This window comes from Nostoc sp. C117, assembly GCF_043099735.1.
Taxonomy (GTDB): Bacteria; Cyanobacteriota; Cyanobacteriia; order Cyanobacteriales; family Nostocaceae; genus Nostoc.
In genome coordinates this window covers 4,735,166-4,754,576 of sequence record NZ_CP170991.1, presented here as the reverse complement: position 1 = coordinate 4,754,576, position 19,411 = coordinate 4,735,166, and the positions used below count along the sequence as shown (strand labels likewise).

16 protein-coding genes and 1 pseudogene are annotated in these 19,411 nt (G+C 41.0%); 6 read left to right on the top strand and 11 right to left on the bottom strand.

Going from position 1 to position 19,411, the window contains the following annotated elements:
* The first annotated feature begins 18 nt into the window (after positions 1-18).
* The 4 genes from ACFG4S_RS20575 (at position 19) to ACFG4S_RS20560 (ending at position 5,288) form a co-directional block, all read left to right on the top strand.
* Complete coding sequence (locus tag ACFG4S_RS20575; protein WP_392530874.1) at positions 19-987, top strand: glycosyltransferase; 969 nt, start codon at positions 19-21, stop codon at positions 985-987.
* Between the two features lie 387 nt (positions 988-1,374).
* Positions 1,375-3,360, top strand: coding sequence for an EAL domain-containing protein (locus ACFG4S_RS20570; RefSeq protein WP_392530873.1), 1,986 nt, complete (start codon positions 1,375-1,377; stop codon positions 3,358-3,360).
* 138 nt (positions 3,361-3,498) lie between these two features.
* Positions 3,499-4,635: an ATP/GTP-binding protein gene (locus tag ACFG4S_RS20565; RefSeq protein WP_392530872.1), complete on the top strand. Its 1,137-nt coding sequence runs from the start codon at positions 3,499-3,501 to the stop codon at positions 4,633-4,635.
* A gap of 2 nt (positions 4,636-4,637) precedes the next feature.
* A complete protein-coding gene (locus ACFG4S_RS20560; RefSeq protein ID WP_392530871.1) occupies positions 4,638-5,288 on the top strand; it encodes a DUF3226 domain-containing protein in 651 nt (216 codons plus the stop codon).
* A gap of 267 nt (positions 5,289-5,555) precedes the next feature.
* Here the strand turns inward: ACFG4S_RS20560 and ACFG4S_RS20555 are convergent, their stop codons facing one another.
* From ACFG4S_RS20555 to ACFG4S_RS20545, 3 genes are all read right to left on the bottom strand, one after another.
* The gene (locus ACFG4S_RS20555) at positions 5,556-6,884 is read right to left on the bottom strand and encodes an IS701 family transposase (RefSeq protein ID WP_392530294.1); all 1,329 of its coding nucleotides are present in this window, start codon (positions 6,882-6,884) and stop codon (positions 5,556-5,558) included.
* A 92-nt stretch (positions 6,885-6,976) separates the two neighbouring features.
* Positions 6,977-7,498 (bottom strand): GNAT family N-acetyltransferase, encoded by a 522-nt coding sequence (locus ACFG4S_RS20550; RefSeq protein WP_392530870.1) that lies wholly within the window; start codon positions 7,496-7,498, stop codon positions 6,977-6,979.
* Positions 7,488-7,772, bottom strand: a complete 285-nt coding sequence (locus ACFG4S_RS20545; protein ID WP_392530869.1) for a DUF1778 domain-containing protein — start codon at positions 7,770-7,772, stop codon at positions 7,488-7,490. The genes ACFG4S_RS20550 and ACFG4S_RS20545 overlap by 11 nt, the downstream gene beginning before the upstream one ends.
* 206 nt (positions 7,773-7,978) lie before the next feature.
* Between ACFG4S_RS20545 and ACFG4S_RS20540 the strand changes: the two genes are divergently transcribed.
* Positions 7,979-10,678, top strand: a complete 2,700-nt coding sequence (locus ACFG4S_RS20540) for a DUF3656 domain-containing protein (protein WP_392530868.1) — start codon at positions 7,979-7,981, stop codon at positions 10,676-10,678.
* Positions 10,679-10,807: 129 nt separating this feature from the next.
* On the opposite strand, the gene ACFG4S_RS20535 is transcribed toward ACFG4S_RS20540, so the two are convergent.
* From ACFG4S_RS20535 to ACFG4S_RS20505, 7 genes and pseudogenes are all read right to left on the bottom strand, one after another.
* Complete coding sequence (locus tag ACFG4S_RS20535; RefSeq protein ID WP_392530867.1) at positions 10,808-11,005, bottom strand: hypothetical protein; 198 nt, start codon at positions 11,003-11,005, stop codon at positions 10,808-10,810.
* A gap of 233 nt (positions 11,006-11,238) precedes the next feature.
* The gene (guaA, locus tag ACFG4S_RS20530; RefSeq protein WP_392530866.1) at positions 11,239-12,861 is read right to left on the bottom strand and encodes a glutamine-hydrolyzing GMP synthase; all 1,623 of its coding nucleotides are present in this window, start codon (positions 12,859-12,861) and stop codon (positions 11,239-11,241) included.
* Between the two features lie 227 nt (positions 12,862-13,088).
* Positions 13,089-14,201: a cobalt-precorrin-5B (C(1))-methyltransferase CbiD gene (cbiD, locus tag ACFG4S_RS20525; protein ID WP_392530865.1), complete on the bottom strand. Its 1,113-nt coding sequence runs from the start codon at positions 14,199-14,201 to the stop codon at positions 13,089-13,091.
* Positions 14,202-14,224: 23 nt separating this feature from the next.
* Positions 14,225-14,416: pseudogene (locus ACFG4S_RS20520) on the bottom strand (DUF433 domain-containing protein); the annotation flags it as partial.
* 122 nt (positions 14,417-14,538) lie between these two features.
* On the bottom strand, positions 14,539-14,835 hold the full coding sequence (locus ACFG4S_RS20515; protein ID WP_392530864.1) for a hypothetical protein: 297 nt from the start codon (positions 14,833-14,835) through the stop codon (positions 14,539-14,541).
* 46 nt (positions 14,836-14,881) lie between these two features.
* A complete protein-coding gene (locus ACFG4S_RS20510) occupies positions 14,882-15,478 on the bottom strand; it encodes a DUF3177 family protein (RefSeq protein ID WP_392530863.1) in 597 nt (198 codons plus the stop codon).
* 1,332 nt (positions 15,479-16,810) lie between these two features.
* Entirely contained in the window at positions 16,811-17,056 is a 246-nt protein-coding gene (locus tag ACFG4S_RS20505) for a Calvin cycle protein CP12 (protein WP_322651734.1), read from the bottom strand.
* 371 nt (positions 17,057-17,427) lie between these two features.
* Between ACFG4S_RS20505 and ACFG4S_RS20500 the strand changes: the two genes are divergently transcribed.
* Positions 17,428-18,663 (top strand): FIST N-terminal domain-containing protein, encoded by a 1,236-nt coding sequence (locus ACFG4S_RS20500; protein WP_392530862.1) that lies wholly within the window; start codon positions 17,428-17,430, stop codon positions 18,661-18,663.
* Positions 18,664-18,702: 39 nt separating this feature from the next.
* On the opposite strand, the gene ACFG4S_RS20495 is transcribed toward ACFG4S_RS20500, so the two are convergent.
* A complete protein-coding gene (locus ACFG4S_RS20495; RefSeq protein WP_392530861.1) occupies positions 18,703-19,410 on the bottom strand; it encodes a diacylglycerol/polyprenol kinase family protein in 708 nt (235 codons plus the stop codon).
* Position 19,411: the final 1 nt, after the last annotated feature.

Genomic DNA, 19,411 nt, shown 5'->3' with positions numbered 1-19,411 from the left:
CTCCCAAATCTCAAATTTATGAATCCTCAACCAATTGATGCAACCACCGCCACCAGCTTTTTCCCAATGGTATCGGTGGTTATTCCTATTTATAACGGTGAGGCAGATTTACCAGATTTGCTCAATTGTCTGTTATTTCAAACTTACCCAAAAGACCGAGTAGAGTACTTACTGGTAGACAATAATAGTAGCGATCGCACTCTCGCTTTCCTACAGACAGCTGCCGAAAATTTCCCCATTACAATTCGCCCCTTAAGCGAAAATCTCATTCAAAGCTCCTACGCGGCTCGTAATACTGGAATTCGTGCGGCTGTGGGCGAATTTATAGTTTTTACTGATGCAGATTGCCGTCCCCAACCACAATGGCTCAACTCATTAATTCAGCCTTTTGTCAACTTAGAAGTGGTAATTGTTGCTGGGGAAATTTTGGCGCTACCAGGCAAAACTATCCTAGAACAACATGCAGAGCGTCAAGAAACTTTATCGCAAAAACATACCCTTGCCCATTCCTTTCGTCCTTATGGACAAACTGCTAATTTGGCAATTCGACCCATCGCTCTAGAAAAAGTGGGTTTATTTCGTCCTTATCTTACCACTGGTGGCGATGCAGACATTTGTTGGCGAATTTTGGGAGAGAACATCGGCCGTTTGGAATTTGCCCCAAATGCGATCGTCCAACACCGCCACCGCGCCACACTTCCAGAACTCCAAAGTCAATGGCGGCGCTATGGACGCTCAAATTTCTATCTACATGAGCTGCACGGCGTAGATTTAATGCGAGAGATGACACTTAAAGAATGTGGCTATCGTTTGGCGCGTTGGTTATTGAAAGAAGTACCAAGGGATGCGATAAAAGCGATCGCAGGTCAAGCTACTCTCGTAGATTTATTAAATACCCCCATCGGTCTGTTCACAGCAAGAGCGCGTGCAGCTGGGCAAAAAGAGGCCAAGTTACCAGAAAATGCCGAGATAATTCCTCGGCTGTAACAAAACTAGAGAGCTTAGCCAGCCAAATAACTGTAATCCTTTTTGTTATGGCATAAATAGCATCCCATATAACTAGGCAGCAAAGCCTCTTCCAGCTCAAAAAAACTAACTTAAAATCTTCTTGTTCCGTCAAATACCAATTTTTTGAGGTAGTAAATGTATCTTAAGAGGTATTTGAAAAAATAACCTAATAGATTACTATATCATTAATTATTTTTAATAATCAAGACAATAAGTAGTCCTTATTAATTTACAATATGTCTGCTCTTGTAAATTAAATACTACTTTCCTATTCTACAGGGTCTGAGATTCAAGGAAGGTATAGGATTTATTTATCTTGCCCTTTTGCTTCACAGCTACGCTTCATAGTTTTCAGAATTGAGCCACATGAACGTAGATGGGTTTAGCCAACACATAAAAAAATTGCACTCACAAGTAGACGAACTACTTTCACACAGTGCAACTAAACCAAAGTCACAAAAAAAAATAATAACAGAAGCTTTCGAGGAGCTCCACACCACAGTGGAAGAACTATTGATAGTCTCCCAGGAATTAGAGGTAACACAAGCCGCACTAGAAAAAGAGCGCCAGCGTTACCAAGATTTATTTGAGTTAGCTCCAGATGGTTACTTGGTAACTAATACCGCAGGGACAATCCAAGAGGCTAACCATGCAGCAGCAATCTTACTCGGTGTCCACCAAAAGTATCTAGTAGGTAAACCATTAATTGTCTTTATTGCTCAAGAAGACCACCAGTTGTTTAGCTCTCAAATCAAGAATTTACAGCAGTTACTCAACTGGGAAGTTTCCTTACAACCAAAGGGAAGAACACCTTTTCCTGCTAGTATCAAGGCATCTGGGGTGTACGACCTTGAAGGAAAACACATTGGCTGGCGTTGGTTGTTGTGCAACATTAGCGAACGCAAACAAACTCAAGAAATGTTGCACCGAGCTTACGATGAGTTAGAAATACGAGTAGCGGAGCGGACAGCGGAACTGGTAAAAGCAAACCAGAAATTGCTAGCTGAAATTACAGAACGTAAACGAATCGAGTTGCAACTACTACACCTTGCATTTCACGATGCCCTGACGGGTCTGCCAAACCGTGCTGCATTTATTAACCGCCTAAGACATGCGATCGATTATTCCAAAAGGCATTCCGATTATCTATTTGCTGTACTGTTTCTCGACCTAGATCGATTTAAGGCGATCAATGATAGTCTTGGACACTTAAAAGGAGACCAATTTCTGCTTGCTGTTGCAAGTAAGCTAGAAGTATGTGTACGCTCCATAGATACAGCCGCACGCCTTGGAGGAGATGAATTTACAATCCTGATTGAAGGAATCCAAGATGTGTCAGACGCGATCAAAGTCGCTGAGCGGATTCAATCTGAACTGACGTTACCTTTTGACCTTGATGGACAAGAAATCTTCACAACAGCAAGTATTGGCATCGCCTTGAGTTCGACAGTAGCTTATGAACATCCAGAAGACATGTTGAGGGATGCTGATACGGCAATGTACCGAGCCAAGATCTTGGGTAGAGCGCGTTACGAACTATTCAACTCAGATATGTATGCTGATGCTCTGGCGAAATTGCAGTTAGAAATGGACTTGCGTCGAGCAATTGAACGCCATGAGTTTCGGATTTATTACCAACCAATTGTTTCCCTAACTAGTGGCTCTATTTTAGGCTTTGAAGCTCTGTTGCGCTGGCAGCATCCAGACCGTGGTTTGCTTAATCCAGTAGATTTTATTTCTCTAGCAGAGGAAACTGGACTAATTTTCGCCATTGGTAACTGGGCGTTGTATGAAGCCTGTCGCCAGATGCAAGCTTGGCGGAAGTCGCATCGTTCCAATTTGCTAGAAAAAATCAGTGTCAATCTCTCCTTGAAGCAATTTTCCCAGCCGGATTTGATTGAGCAGATAGAGAAAATTTTGGATTCGACTGGTTTGAATGCGAACAATCTAGTATTAGAAATTACTGAAAGCGTAATTGTGGAAAATGGCGATCGCGCAACTGCTACACTCTTACAACTTCAAAAGATGGGCATTGAATTATCAATAGATGACTTTGGTACAGGTTACTCCTCATTAAGTCGTCTTTATAACTTTCCCATTAGTGTGTTGAAAATTGACCGTTCTTTTGTCAGTTCAATGGTTGGTAGTAGTAAGAATTTAGAAATTATTGAGATAATTGTCGCATTGGCACATAAGCTGGGTGTGGATGTACTCGCGGAAGGAGTAGAGACAAAAGAGCAACTAGCAATTCTGAGAAAGTTGAACTGTGAATATGCCCAAGGACATTTTTTCTCTGTTCCATTAAATAGCTCAGAGGTAGAGGCATTAATTATGGCAAATCCTCAGTGGTAAAGATAATAGCGATCGCCTTTTGCCCATCAACTTAGATAAAATTTCTGGGCGTTGCTCTTTTTGCTAGAGTGAAAAGTATCAAGACTGCTTATACTAATACCAGTCATTACCTCTTTGTTGTCTCCGGCTAGCAAAATTATGTTGAAGACGATAAAAATAGATAATTTCCGTAGTTTCAAATCTTTCGAGCTTCAGCAACTTGGTAGAGTAAACCTACTTGTTGGTAAAAACAACAGTGGTAAAACATCAATACTGGAAGCTATTCAACTTTTATGCTCACGGACTAATCTTGAACCACTTGCTGAGGTTATGATTAACCGAGGTGAATATTTTTTGAACGATCATCAAAGAAGAAATAGTGAACTTGATATTTGTCATCTTTTTTATGGACATGAAATTCAACCAGATAGCAACCTTTGTGTATCAGGGATGAATGACGAAAATAAGGAGACAATTACTGTTAGTATAGGAGCGCGTTACTTTCACATTGATGATGATTTGGGCAAGTTGGGTAAACAATTAAATGAAGAATCTAGCATTTTAAATGAATCTTCACTTTCCATAAAAGGTCTTAATTTGGGTATCAAGTGGACTCATGGAGAGAAAACAGAAATTTTGACCTTTCCCTTATCAAATAATAATAGTTTGAATTTAGATTATATTCAACCATTCCATCGAGATGGTAAAAACCCAGCACCAAAAATACAATTTATAACATCATCTTCTCTAGAAACTGAGAAGATGATTGAACTATTTGAGCAGATAGTACTAACGCCTGAAGAAAAACTTGTAGAGCAGGCACTTCATAGAATAGATTCTAAAATTCAACGGATTGCTCCAGTTAGTTCTCGAAAGTCCAGGTATTCCTTAGATTCGCGGGGCGGTTTTTTTGTACTTCTTTCTGATAGCAATCAGCGTGTACCAATTGGCAGCATGGGTGATGGTATTTGGCGTATCTTAGGACTTGCACTAGCTACAGTGTGTGCTAAAGATGGATACTTATTTGTTGATGAGATTGATACCGGACTCCATTTTACGGCGATGTCTGATATGTGGAAACTGATTTGGGAAACAGCCAAAAGATTAAATGTGCAAGTTTTCGCAACTACTCACAATAGTGATTGTTGGACAAGTTTAGCCAGTATTGCAGAGCAGGAAGATGTAACTGAGGATGGTATTAGAATTCACAGAATTGAAAAAGGTAAAGAAACAAGTGTAGTCTTCACTGAACCTCAAATTGTCATTGCTGCTGAAAGAGAAATTGAGGTACGTTAGTAATGGCAAAAGGTTATGAACCCAAAAAACTGTTAGTAGAAGGACAGGAAGATTTACGAGTTATACCAGAACTAATAGAAAAAAACGGGATTCGTTGGGGTGATAACAAAAGGGAAGCAATTGTATCAATACAAGATTGTGGAGGTTATGAAAATATTGACAAAAACCTTATATCGACTGAATTACAAGCATCAGGACTAACTCATTTAGGCGTGATAATAGATGCAGATGAAGATTTAACTGCACGTTGGATAAGTATAAGAAATGCTTGTTTGCCAAGTATACCTGACATTCCTGAAGAAATATCAGAGACAGGACTTATCCACGTTACAGAAAATGGAATTAAATTTGGTATCTGGATTATGCCAGATAATCAAATGAGAGGTATGCTAGAGAGTTTTTTAGCTTATATGATTAACCATGAAAGCCAAACTATTTGGCAATATGCTCAGGAAGTAGCACAAGAAGCAAAAAACAAAGGAGCATCATTCAAAGATTCTTATCTTGATAAAGCTAAAATTTACACTTGGCTAGCATGGCAAGAAGAGCCAGGAAGACAACTGCATCAAGCTATAAAGTATAGAATTCTGAATCCACAGCATCCAAAAGCACAGGCATTCGTAACCTGGTTTAAGACTTTATACGATTTATGATTCTCAGATGAATTGGGTAGAAAAAAATAGCGATCGCCCTACCTGTGCAAAAGATTTAAGCAACTTGAAATTTTATAGCTTTGGGTAGATTAATGGTAAATATTGTTAACTAACTATAGCAATCCTAAATGATATGTGAGAGTTCAATAAGCCTCAAATGCCTATAAGATAACGATTTTTATCTCAGTATTTTCTCACGTTTGGATTAGGATTGCTATAACCCTCTTCTGTCACTCTCCGAGATAAGCAAGTAGTAACAAAGTGAAATTATCCAGAAGCATAACAGGTTTTAAATTGATTCATTGCACTAATTAATTGATTGAATCCCAGCAATAATTTAGAATTTGGGAAAATATGTATCCAGGGATAAATTAACCAAAATAGTAAGAGTGGTTGGGCAATGAGACGCAGATTATTTAGAGTATTTTTCCATCCGCATTCATGGTTCCATTGTTGATGATTAGAAAAATCAACATCACTATTTTTTTGAACCTCAGCTTCAATTTGACGAGATTTATTTAAGCTTAAGAAGGCTGGAGAATTTAAACTAATCATTGTGTACACACAAAAAATAATTTCCCACCACCTTTCTATATGTTGAAAATTTGTGAACCGATAATCTGTCCAGCCGAGTTCCTGTTTACACTGTCGAAATCCATATTCTACCCAGGTTCTTAATCCATATAAATCGCCTAAAGTTTTTTTGAGTTTTCCTTGAAGATTTGTCATCACAAATGTTGTAGAATTTTCTGGCATGGTTTCTGGGTCAGTAGTTATTTCCCAGTAAGTTATGGCTCTTTTTTTACCATAAATTATTTCCCTAATGTATCGGGTTTCTGATTTTTGATTGCTAAATGTTCTTTCAAATTTACACCACTTATTAGCCCTAACGCTTTGTCCTGCTGGCAACCAGACTCCATGATTACTTCTTATTGCTACGACATAATCTAATTTATATTCAGCTACTTTTCTAATAAATTGGCTACTTTCACCATATAAACTATCTGCCAGTACCAGTTTAATGTTAAAACCTGATTCAATTAATTCTGTAATGATGTCTGACGCTAACTCTATTTTAGTTTTATATTTATCCTCCTCTTTTAACGTTCCTTTGGGTTTGAATACTTTTACAGTTAATGGAAACGTTATATTAGAATAAACTCCATAGGCATTGACTGAAACTATTCCATTATCGACTTTTCCTACACTTCCTAGATATTGCCTGGCTACATAATCAGTCTTTTTACCTTTTTTTCTATCTCCGGTTTCATCTATTACTACTGTAATCGCATTTCCATTTAGTGCTTTTTTAAGTTTATTTAATCTTAGTTGTTTTAATTTATCTACTGACCAGTCTGAATTGGCTAAAAAATGATGTAATGACTGTGCGGAGTTTATACTTACGACTTTCGCTATCTCTGGTAATGATTTTCTTTTAATTTGTGACATTATTCCCAGATGTAAATATTTGAAGCATTCATAATTTCTTACTTCTTTAAACAGGTCTTTATACTCTGCACAATATTCATCTATGGTCGCAACTGTTGGGTGAGCATCTCTTGCCAAATGTTTCAAAATTTGTAATTCTACATCCATTGCCCTACTTACCTTTCAGGGTTTTCTTTTTTTATTCTTTTATTTAGAATAACCGGAAAGTGACAGAAGAGGGATAATTGAGTATAGCTCTGTTAACTAAATTCTCTAATTATGGTTGCCATTGGCAGAAATAGTGAGAGTTCATTGTCTTGAAAAGGAATAAATTCATACTTGAGATAAAATTCCTTTGCCTGAAAATCAATAGCATCAACTCTCACAGCATATATTCCAAGTTCTTGAGAAGCACGAACAGCACGATAAAGAGCATCAACTAACAATTCGCCTCCCAAACCTTGTCCTTTAACTGAATTATCTACAGCTAATCTCCCAATCAGTATCGCTGGAATTGGATAGGCAGGCATTCCTTTTTGATAAGATTCTGGTAATGATTGATATTCAATAACACTTGCGCTAACAGAATAATAACCATCAATTTTTAAATTTCCTGATGCCGCAGTTGCTATAAATGTTTTAGCAATTCCTTTATGATGATTTTGTCGTGCGTATTTCTTGAGATAATCATTCAAAATTGTATAACCACAATCAAAAGCATCTCTTTGATATTTTTTATCAATTGGTATAAAATTCCATCTTACCTCCCTATTATTTGCCATACTTATCTCTATATTTGTGAATAGCAGATTTTAGTTTTCCTTTCAGTTCTGGTGGGTTTTCCATGACTGACATAAACAAATCTCTATCACGATTAGACAGTATTAGCCTTTCATTGGCATCTATATCTTGTTTGGCTGCTGGCAAAACATGAAAAAGTGTATAAGCACTCAAAGAAATTCCTTTGAGACTAGCAGCAGATTCTAATAGTTCTTTTTGTTCTTGAGTTACTCGTAAATCAATACGGCAATCTTTTGCTGATGATGTTTCTGACATGGTTAATTCCCACTTTTAGGTGAGTCTGGTAATTACAGTATAGCTAATATTAGTGGACAATGTACACACAATAGTTGTCAGCGAGATCATTTTTTCTTCACCTCCAGGTGAATTAAAACACTAGTGTGGAGATAGCGATCGCCCCTTCCCCCCTTTCCCCATCAACTTAGATAAAATCACTATGGTGCTACTTAACCCCAAATCTGATGAAAAGCGATATCTCCGATGGGCTACGCCTACGCCCTTTTTCCCCTCCTTCTCTTCAACGTCCTGAACTACTCGCACCGGCAGGTAACTGGGAATGTGCTAAAGCTGCTGTAGAAAATGGGGCAGATGCGATTTACTTCGGTTTGGATCGCTTCAACGCCAGAATGCGGGCACAAAATTTTACTGAGGCAGACTTACCCCAATTGATGACATTTCTCCATCGTCGGGGCGTAAAGGGTTATGTAACCGTCAACACACTTATATTTCCTAAAGAATTAGCAGAAGCACAGCAATATCTCCGCACAATTATTGCCGCAGGTGTGGATGCGGTGATTGTTCAGGATGTGGGTTTATGTCGTCTCATCCGTCACCTCTCCCCTGATTTTCCTATACATGCTTCCACCCAAATGACCATCACCAGTGCTGCTGGGGTGGAATTTGCCAAGTCCCTCGGTTGTCAATTAGTAGTCTTGGCGCGTGAATGTTCTCTGAAGGAAATCAATAAAATACAGCAGCAGATTGCCCTACAAGAAACTTCGCTGCCCTTGGAAGTCTTTGTTCACGGTGCTTTGTGTGTGGCGTATTCCGGTCAGTGTTTGACTAGCGAGGCTTTAGGCGGACGTTCTGCTAACCGAGGTGAATGTGCCCAAGCTTGTCGGATGCCTTATGATTTAATCGCTGATAAGGAAATTGTCGATTTAGGCGATCGCAAATACTTACTTAGTCCTCAAGACCTCGCAGGGTTAGATGTTCTGCCAGATTTGGTCAAATCAGGAGTAACTTGTCTCAAAATTGAAGGTCGCTTGAAAGCCCCAGAGTATGTTGCTAATGTTACCCGTGTTTATCGGCAAGCCCTGGATCGGGTGATGGAGGAATTGGAAAGACCTAACCCCCTAACCTCCTTTCCTACAAGGGAAGGGGGAATAAAAGCTCCCCTCTCTGCTTCGGAGAGGGACTGGGGGAGAGGTCAATCAAACCAGGAACACTACAACTTAGAGATGGCATTTTCTCGCGGACTCTACACGGGTTGGTTTGATGGGATTAATAATCAGGAATTGGTTCATGCCCGTTTTGGTAAAAAGCGCGGAGTTTATTTAGGTGAAGTTACCCGCATCCACAACGAACAAGTGATAATCAAACTGGAAGCGCCTGTCAAGCCAGGAGATGGAATTGTATTTGACTGCGGTCATCCAGAGGCCAAGGAAGAAGGTGGACGGGTTTATGGGGTGGTGTCCAAAGGCAAAGAAACTGTGCTGACCTTTGGTCGAAATGACTTGAACTTGCGCCGAGTGCATGTAGGCGATCGCATTTGGAAAACCAGCGATCCAGAATTAGATAAGCAACTGCGTCAGAGTTTTGCCGGCGAGAACCCCCAATTTCAGCGTCCGATTGACTTTGAGCTTTATGGAGAAGTTGGTCAACCATTAATTGCGATCGCCCGCGATCGATTCGGTAATATTGTCCAAGTGGAGTCTGCAATTTCTCTGGTTGAAGCGCACACCAAACCTCTAAATACAGATCGTTTAGAAGAACAGTTCGGTCGTCTTGGTAACACACCTTTTTGTTTGGGAGAGCTAACCAACCATCTCAGCGGTGCTATTATGCTACCCGTAAGTGAGTTAAACCGAATGCGCCGGGATATCGTGGTGCAGTTGGAAGAATTGCGAAGTCAACCCAAACGCTGGGAATTACGTTCTCATGTCTCTTTCCAAGAGTTACTCCCCTCATCTCCCAAAGAAGAGGACATGGGGACGCGGGGACACGGAGACGCGGGATCTTCTTCATCTCCTTCACTCATCGTTTTGGTGCGAAATCTCAAGCAACTCCAAGCCGCCCTTAAAGCTGGGGTTCAAACACTGTACTGTGAATTTGAAGATCCCCGCGCCTATCGAGAAGCTGTACAGTTGGTACGCCAACACAAACAAAAAGATAACGGAGACAATGGAAAAATTTCCCCTCATCTCCCTCATCTCCCTCATCCTCCCCATCTCCCCACCATCTGGGTTACACCACCGCGAATTACCAAACCTGGGGAAAACTGGATTTTGCAACAAGTACGTGCCTCTAAAGCAGATGGCTATCTGGTACGGAACTATGACCAACTGCAATTTTTTGCGGCAGACCGTTGTATTGGAGATTTTTCGCTCAATGTTGCCAACCCGCTGACAGCAGACTATTTTCAGCAACGCTTTGGTTTAGAACGGCTGACGGCATCCTATGACCTGAATATTACCCAACTACAAGACCTGCTTACTAGTTGTCCACCCCAGTGGTTTGAGGTGACAATCCATCAACATATGCCGATGTTTCACATGGAACACTGCGTATTTTGTGCTTTTCTATCTACAGGAACAGACTATACCAACTGTGGACGACCTTGCGAGAAGCATGAAGTGAAATTAAAAGACCGCGTTGGTAGCGAACACGTTCTAAAAGCAGATATAGGCTGTCGCAATACTGTATTTAACGGCACTGCTCAAACAGGAGCCGAGTACGTACAACGCCTCATTGAACTGGGATTACGTCACTTACGCATTGAGTTTGTTAATGAAACCCCAGAGCAAGTGAGTAAAACAATACATTGCTATAGTCAATTATTGCAAGGTGAGATTACAGGTTCTCAACTCTGGCGCGAGTTGAAGTTGCAAAATCAATTAGGCGTAACTCGCGGCCCTATGGGAGTGTCTGCAATGCGGTGATAATTACAAAGGGGCGCAAAATCTTGCGTCCCCACGAAGTAATAGGCTTTAGATATCTTCCAAATAGTTTCTAACACCCACCTGTTAATCCCCTCCCCTTACTAAGGCTACTGTGTACGCATAAGTCTTTTAAAATTGCCGTGTAACGTAGGGGAGATTAATTTTTGCAGGTCGATGCAACAAAGATGCAGGTTGATGCAACAAAGATGCCAGTCGATGCAACAAAGATGCCAGTCGATGCAACAAAGGTGCCAGTCCATGCAACAAAGGTGCCAGTCCATGCAACAAAGGTGCCAGTCCATGCAACAAAGGTGCCAGTCCATGCAACAAAGATGCCGATTAAGAGAATTGTCCGTACACCATAGCTTTACTAACTAGAGGGTAAGGGAGATAAAGCGTAGCTTTGGCGGGGTGGGCTTCAAATTTTATGATTTATGTAAGAGCTCTCTTAAGGGACTTGCAAATCAAAAAAACATCCCACCGTTCACAGTCAACAGTCAACAGTCAACAGTCAACAACTTCAAGCGGGATAATTTATTTCTTGGAGTTCCCTAACTAAATTATTCCCACTCGATAGTTCCAGGTGGCTTGGAAGTAATGTCATAAACCACCCGATTCACTCCTTTGACCTCATTTACAATGCGAGTAGAAATCACTTCCAGCACATCATAAGGCACTCGCGCCCAATCAGCAGTCATGCCATCTTCACTAGTGACAATCCGCAAAACTATCGGGTAAGCGTAGGTTCGTTGATCCCCCATCACACCGACACTGCGAATTGGGAGTAACACAGCAAACGCTTGCCAAAAATCGTGGTACATACCGCGTTGGTTAATTTCTTGGCGCACAATTAAATCAGCATCGCGCAAAATATTTAACCGTTCGGCGGTGACTTCACCGAGAATGCGAATTGCCAAACCAGGACCGGGGAAAGGTTGGCGTTGGACAATTTCTTCTGGTAAACCAATGGAACGTCCAACTTTGCGAACTTCATCTTTAAATAGTTTCCGCAGTGGTTCCACCAATTTAAATCTTAGGTCTTTGGGTAAACCACCCACATTATGATGACTCTTAATTTTTACCGCTACCCGTTCACCAGTTTGAGGATCGACGTTGGTATCGGCAGATTCGATGACATCTGGATAAAGAGTACCTTGAGCTAGATAATCAAAATGACCGAGGCGTTTGGATGTCTCTTCAAAGACGCTGATAAATTCGTGTCCGATGCGGCGACGTTTTTCTTCGGGATCTGTGATATCAGCGATCGCAGCTAAAAAGCGATCGCGAGCATTTACATATTCTACGGGAATATGAAATTGTTCTTGGAATAACTTGACCAATCGCTCTGGCTCATACTTTCGCATAAAGCCTTGGTCGATAAATACACAAGTTAGTTGCTCGCCAATAGCTTTATACAATAAGAAAGCCAAAGTAGAAGAATCCACACCTCCAGACAGCGCTAACAGCACCCGCTTTTCACCAACTCTGGCGCGAATTTCCCGAATTGCGTCTTCTACAAAAGCTGCTGTTGTCCAGGTGGGTTCGCAATCACAGATGTGATAGACAAAATTCCGAATTAATGCTATACCACCAAGAGAATGCACCACCTCTGGATGAAACTGCACACCGTAAAGTTTCTTTTCGTGGTCAGCGATCGCTGCACAAGGGGTATTTTCTGTATGTGCTAGTAATTCAAACCCTGGTGGCATTTGGGTAACTGAGTCTCCATGACTCATCCACATCGTAGTGCCATCTTCGACATTTGTGAGCAAATCTGTGGGATCATCTATATATAATGATGCTTTACCATATTCGCCTCGGTCAGCCTTGGCCACTTCCCCACCGAGTTGATTCACCATCAGCTGCATCCCATAGCAAACACCCAAAATGGGTATTCCCAAATTCCAGATTTCTGGGTCACAATGAGGAGCCTTATCACCATAAACCGAACTCGGACCACCGGAAAGAATAATTCCTTTGGGATTGAGTTGGCGCAAATGTGCAGAAGTAGTGCGATAAGACAAAACTTCAGAGTATACTTGAGTCTCGCGGATGCGACGGGCAATCAGCTCAGAATATTGAGAGCCAAAGTCCAGAATCACAATCAATTGGCGATTCAGCCGCCCAAAATTTTCTAATGTTTGGGGGGCTTGTTCTGTTGGTAGAGTCACCGCTGTATTCATGACGGGAATTATGCCTGTGAAGGATAAATTGATGCTATGCAATCTATAGCTGATGCTATTATTCAGCCTGGGCAGCCTGATAATGGTACAAAGAGCCTTGACAAACGCAACTTTATGTGCGATTGTCTATTCTCTGACTCGGAGATGGTATTAGAACGATAAACTTACCCGAAAGTGAGTACTTAAAAGATTATTTGTGTGAATTATTTACGATTATTCATAATAAGTTAACATAATTTTCCCATCAGCAGACCAGCAGTTTTACTCTTCATGATAATTTTGCGATCGCGATCGAAGAGAATCGAGCCACAAACTGTAACTGCTGTGCGGCTTTCGCTATGGCTTTGGATGTATTCTTGGGAACGAATATCGATAGTTTCGGCGATCGCACTGTAAACTTGGTTTACCCAATCACTACCTGTAGAAGCGTCTAGGGATTTTAGGTATGTGAGTGCAGCTTCCGCAGTCGCACTATTAAACACAACTTGAATATCTGGTGATTTTAAACCAGCGATCGCACAGTGTGCTGCCAAAATTTCCCGCCGTCCATCAGCCAAGTAGTGATGGGTGTGAAAAATCCCTCCAGCCAGCTTTATCAACTTACCGTGATAGCCAAATAATAAGATTTCTTTCACGCCTAGCACATCAGCTTCTACTAACATTGGGCCAAGCCAGTTAGCAGTTTTCAGCAATTGTTCGGGATTAATCCCTAGTTTACGCGCCAAATCTAGGCCATTCTCGCCGATACAGAATACTAAACTCTCAAAACGACTGGCTTTATTTTGTAATTCCGCCCGAAAAACCGCAAGCTGATCTGGTGTACTTAAGGGTTGAGAAATGCCGGTTGTGCCTAAAAGAGAAAGTCCTTCAACCACACCAAAGGCAGAATTGGAAGTTCTCACAGCAAGCGATCGCCCTTCAGGTAGAATAATCGTCACCGTGATTTTTTCCCCTGGTGCCAACATTCCTTGCAAATTCTCTTGCAACAGCCTTTGGGCATAGGCATAAATAGCCGGCTTGTCACCAGCATTCATCTGTTTGCCAATACCTTCCCCACCTTTAATAATTACTGCTTCCCCCGCTTCTCGCCATTCCACCATTGCCCAAATTGGTGTGTTTTTAGTCAAATCAAGATTATCACCAGGATCGCTGCGAGCGATCGCCAAAGCCATATTTTCAGATAGTCCAGCTACCTGTTCAATGGGGATTTCGGCGATTTGGCTGGGTTCAATTAGATCTACAGATGCTAAAGTTAGGGGTTGGCGATCGTGTAACCAGTGTAAAGCTGCAACAGCAGCAGCACAGGCAAATACCGGGAGTGTGTATCCAGAACGGGACATTTTTTAATGCTTCCCAAAAAATTATCAGCAGCAAAAGCTAAACAGGCTTTGATGTCTTCGGAAGTTAATTCAGAAAAATCCCCTAGGATTTCTGCTTCAGTCATTTCACCAGCAAGATACTCTAAAATATCATAAACAGTGATTCGCATTCCCCCAATACAGCCTTTACCACTGCGTTTTCCAGGTTCAATCGTAATCATGTCGTGGTAATTCATAAAAAAGTAGATAACCTTTCTTTGACTTTCACAGATCACTCTTGGTCAGTCGGCTCCAAGACAGTGTTATGCTGCTGACTACTGCTTAGTTAATTACACCAAAATAACTAATTATAAATTAGTTAAACACCTACTTCTAATAATAGGACTTCCATAGCTTCCCAAGAAAGTCGTTGTTGAATATAACGAGGTGCTTCCGGATTGTAAGGACTAGCTACTCGGTCAATATCCAGGATAATTGCCCCATCTGGTAGAACGGGTACATCTGCATCAAATGCTGTAGGGCGCATCAAAGAACTAGAAAAGCCTTTGAAAATAGCGATTATATCTTGCTCATCGTCAATTTTTACAGTTACAAGTAAGACTTCGTGGGGGCGTTTAGCTGTGTATTGTTCCAGTCGCTTGCCAATGGCATCCATTTTTTGAATTTGAAATTTTCAATTTTGAATTGCAGCACAACAATGATTACTGAGGTGTGGCTGAGCGTCCTTGCTTGCCTAGTTTAATTAGGACAAAGTAGCTTAAATAAAGCACATAAATTACTAAACAAGTTATGCCCAGAAAACCTAAAAACTCAGGTTTGCTATTAGCATGGAAATATTCTTTGAATTGTAATGGAACCTCAAACCAAACACGACAATAAGATGTCTTCAGCACATTGGGAGAAAAAGCACAACCTAAAAAAAGCATAGAAGCTATTGCGCCTAAAAGACAATAAACACTTGTAGCCCAGCGCCAAGATGTAAAAATGAACTTTAAAGCTCCACTGGTTTGATACTCAATTTCATCGTTGAGATCTACCCAAAACCATAGCGAAATCGGAATCAAAATCCGAGCCATTAATCCAGAAATAAAGCTGACTGGATACTGAGCGATCATGAGATAAATAGTGATTGCCAACAGGCTTGATACTCGCCAGTATATACTTAACAAACGTTGTATACCTTCCGCCTTTTGCACAAATGCCCAAATCAAAAGAATTAGCGGAATAATTACCATAAATAATACTGCCAGACGGTAATCAATCCAGACGAAAGGGCGAAACCAAACATTAAAATCCATAGTTTTTTGCAAATGATAAATAAAACATTTTAGCCAGAATTCAGAAGTCAGAATACATCAGTCTGAATAATTCGAGAATCATCAGAATATTTGATGAATAAGTATACCAAGCATACTAAACTCTTTAAAGATTGTGACTTTTAACTCCTGAGTAGTCAATTATCACCATTTTTAACCAAGAAGCAATATCCATAAGTGAGAACTAATCGAGAGAGTAAATCAACTTTGACATAGCTCTAAGCTAGTAGCTAGCTACTAGCTTATCTATATTACATAACAGTTTAATCAAACCACAAAGTTCAGTGGGCAGTGTCAAAACAGCACTCTGACTTTTTTTTGCAAGCAAGTTCCCCCTCCACTTCTAGCATTTCACGAAATTCATACTATACAGCAGATTGCAACAGGCGTGAGGTACAGATAATCGTAGGGGCACAATATGTTGTGCCCCTACCCGTAAATACGCTATAAATCAATAGGCTTGGGTTTAACTTTGTTTAATCCAATAATTAGCACTTAATGTTGGGTTTATTTTAAGGTTTTTAGGTCTAATTGAGCCGTTTTTTACTATAAATGGGTTTGGAAGCAAGTTCCCACTAAATATTTCCAGCCATGTTAACCCACTTAAACGTAGAGGAAGCAAATCAACGCAGTGGCTCCGATACTTGAAATTAATATTTTTTTATATAAATTGAATGCTTTTCGCCGACTTACTTAGGGGCATACATCCAATAAAGTTCGGATAAGGTTTTTTGATAAAAATTCTGGATCGCAAAGACGCGATAAATCGCTGTCTCTACAAAGTACTGATTATTCTCGTAAAGACGCAATTTATCGCGTCACTTGCCTTAACCCAACCTTATTGGGCATACATCTATACAATCTTACAGCCAATTGATTTATGACAAAGATTTTTATAATATGTGTTACATGGTGAAATTATTTAGGTTATTTAATTTACTTTTCATAAATCTCTACATATGCTAAAAAACAAGCAACTCAAAGATCTTAAATTTTGATTTTGCACCTACCTATAGGTAATAGCATCAAGGAAATTTGCAAAATCTACCCAAGGGCTATATGTTTGCCAATCTTGGACAAAACCCCAAATTTTTGGGGTGTAAAGGTTTACTTCCCAGCCGAAAAACTCTCAAATTTTTACCTATAGGCATCTCTAACCCTAGATATTTCACCAACTCCCCACCCCTTGAGAAATATCATCAAAGGGTGAGAGTGGGATTTTAGTCAGGAGTTATATGAAGGTGCAAGATATCAGTAACATAGATCCTGGTTACTTGCTGACCAAACAAACAGAAAATTCTCTTACCTCAATTTCTAGTCGTCGTAAACCCGACATTCAATTGCATCTGGGTTATCATCACAATACTGTTCTAAAGAGTTTTTTGGCTTGCTTTGGCGTTTGTGGGAAGCTTCTGCTTGCAGTTCTTCTACTGCATCCCAAGCAGCAGCACACTCTGGTGAGTTGCTACCGTTGACATCACAGACAGTACGGGCTTGCTCCACTTCTTCTTGAATTTTTTCTTGGATGTCGCTCTTTGCTGTTTCTTGGATGTTGGTCATTGTTTTAGTCTCGTTATGTGTTGTTAGTACCAGTATAGAAAAACTTCAAAAATGGCAATTTTTGGCTTTATTACTAACCATTCTAACTACTTAACAGTTGAGTTAGCGTTGGAGCCTATTGATTTAATAATCAATACAGCAAACTGCCACACATATAATGCATTCACCTTTATTTTTTAAGATTTTATTGAATCAGTACTACAGATAGATAATCATACAATATATTTAGATGCATGTATGAGGGAACGAGAATCCCAGGTTCCGGCGATAGGGAATACAAAGGACTGGGGTCAACTTTTGTAGGATGCAATTCTTCTCAAAATGAAAAATCAAAAACTACTACCCTAAAAAGAAAAAGAAGCCCAAAACTCATGGCAGACCAAATGCAGTGGACAAACGCCCTATCAACCCATCATTCATTGGAAGCAGCAGTTGCAGATGTGGTACAACGAGCTGTCTCGTCGTTAACAGCACCTGCGGATTTAGGGCTGGTATTCATTTCTTCTGCTTTTACGAGTGAGTATTCCCGACTATTACCCTTATTGGCTGAGAAACTTTCTGTTCCAGTGCTAATTGGCTGTAGTGGTGGAGGTGTGATTGGGACAACAGTTAGCGGAGAAACGGAAGAATTGGAGGCTGAACCAGCAATCAGTCTGACTTTAGCCCACCTTCCAGGGGTGAAGGTACAAGTATTTCATGTTGTTGCTGAACAATTACCCGATTTGGACAGTCCGCCAGATGCTTGGGTTGATTTGGTTGGTGTACCACCATCATCGATACCCCAGTTCATTTTGCTTTCTAGTTCCTTCGCCTCTGGAATCAATGATTTGTTGCAGGGGCTTGATTTTGCTTATCCAGGATCGGTAATAGTCGGGGGAGAGGCTAGTGGGGGGGGTATGGGTGGTCGTGTTGCCCTATTTTGTAAAGATAACTCCGGCGATTTGGGTCAACGCTTGTATCGTGAGGGTACTCTCGGTATAGCTTTGACTGGGAATATTGTTTTGGAAACCATTGTAGCCCAAGGATGCAGACCGATTGGCAAACCATTCCAAGTCACAAAAGCCGATCGCAATATCATTCTAGAGTTAGATGAGAAGGTACCTTTGGTGGTATTGCGAGATTTGATTGCTAGTCTCAGCGAACACGAACGAACTTTAGCGCAGCATTCTTTGTTTGTGGGGGTGGCAATGGATGAATTTAAGCTAGCTTTACAACAGGGAGACTTTTTAATTCGCAGTATTCTTGGTGTAGATCCTACAGCTGGAGCGATCGCCATTGGCGATCGTGTCCGCCCCGGTCAAAGGCTACAATTCCACCTACGTGATGCCCAAGCCTCCGCCGAAGACCTAGAATTACTCCTCCAAAGTTATCAAGACCAACGAAACTCTGAACCCTCCGCCGTAGCCGCCTTGATGTTTTCCTGTTTGGGGCGAGGTGAAGGACTTTATGGTAAACCCAATTTCGATTCGGAACTATTTCGGCGCTACCTCAACGATATTCCTGTGGGCGGCTTTTTCTGTGGCGGTGAAATCGGCCCTGTTGGTGGCAGAACTTTTTTACACGCTTATACTTCCGCATTTGGAATTTGTCGCCAAAATCAGCTTTGAGTTAGGTGTAACCAATAATTATTAATTAATAATTATTGGTTACACCTGCATTACTATCCAGATGACCCCCGCAGCTACTAATGGTACGCTGAGGTTATCCGTGCCGTGGGGTGAGACTGCTTCAACTAGGGTTGCAAAAGTAGCAGTTGCGATCGCCGTCAATATAGCATGTCCCAAGCTTAAAGACTTTGCTAGAGGGCAAAGAGAAGAACCAGGAAGTAGTAGCAGCACCAAAAGAATCACTGCTGTACTTGCCACAAACATTACTGCTGAACCTTCCCAGGAACGTATAGAATTTCCCACTTGGTATTTATGTTCCCCGAAGCGCCTACCAATTAGTGCTGCGAGTGCATCCCCCCAAGTCATTGCCATTATCCCAGCTACAGCAATTGGGGCGTTATCTAGTGGGCTATTTGGTCGCCAGAGTAACCCAAATAGCAGTGTCACCGAAATAGCGAAATAAACTGTGCCAGGTGAACTATCTTCAGTATCCATTGCGCCAATGATTCGGTAGCGGTAGAACAGGTAGTTGAGTCCAATAAATGTAGCAAAAGGTATAATTCCGATTTCCCAGCGGTTAAATAGCAACAGGACACCGAAAACCCACATTCCCGCACCAATATGGATTATCTTGCGAGTCAAATCTGGCTTGACACCAAACAGCCTGCGTAGCGCCTCGCCAATAACGAGTAGACCAGTTGCGTATACATAAGAAATTACTAACCCGATAAAATCATTGTTTGTCATT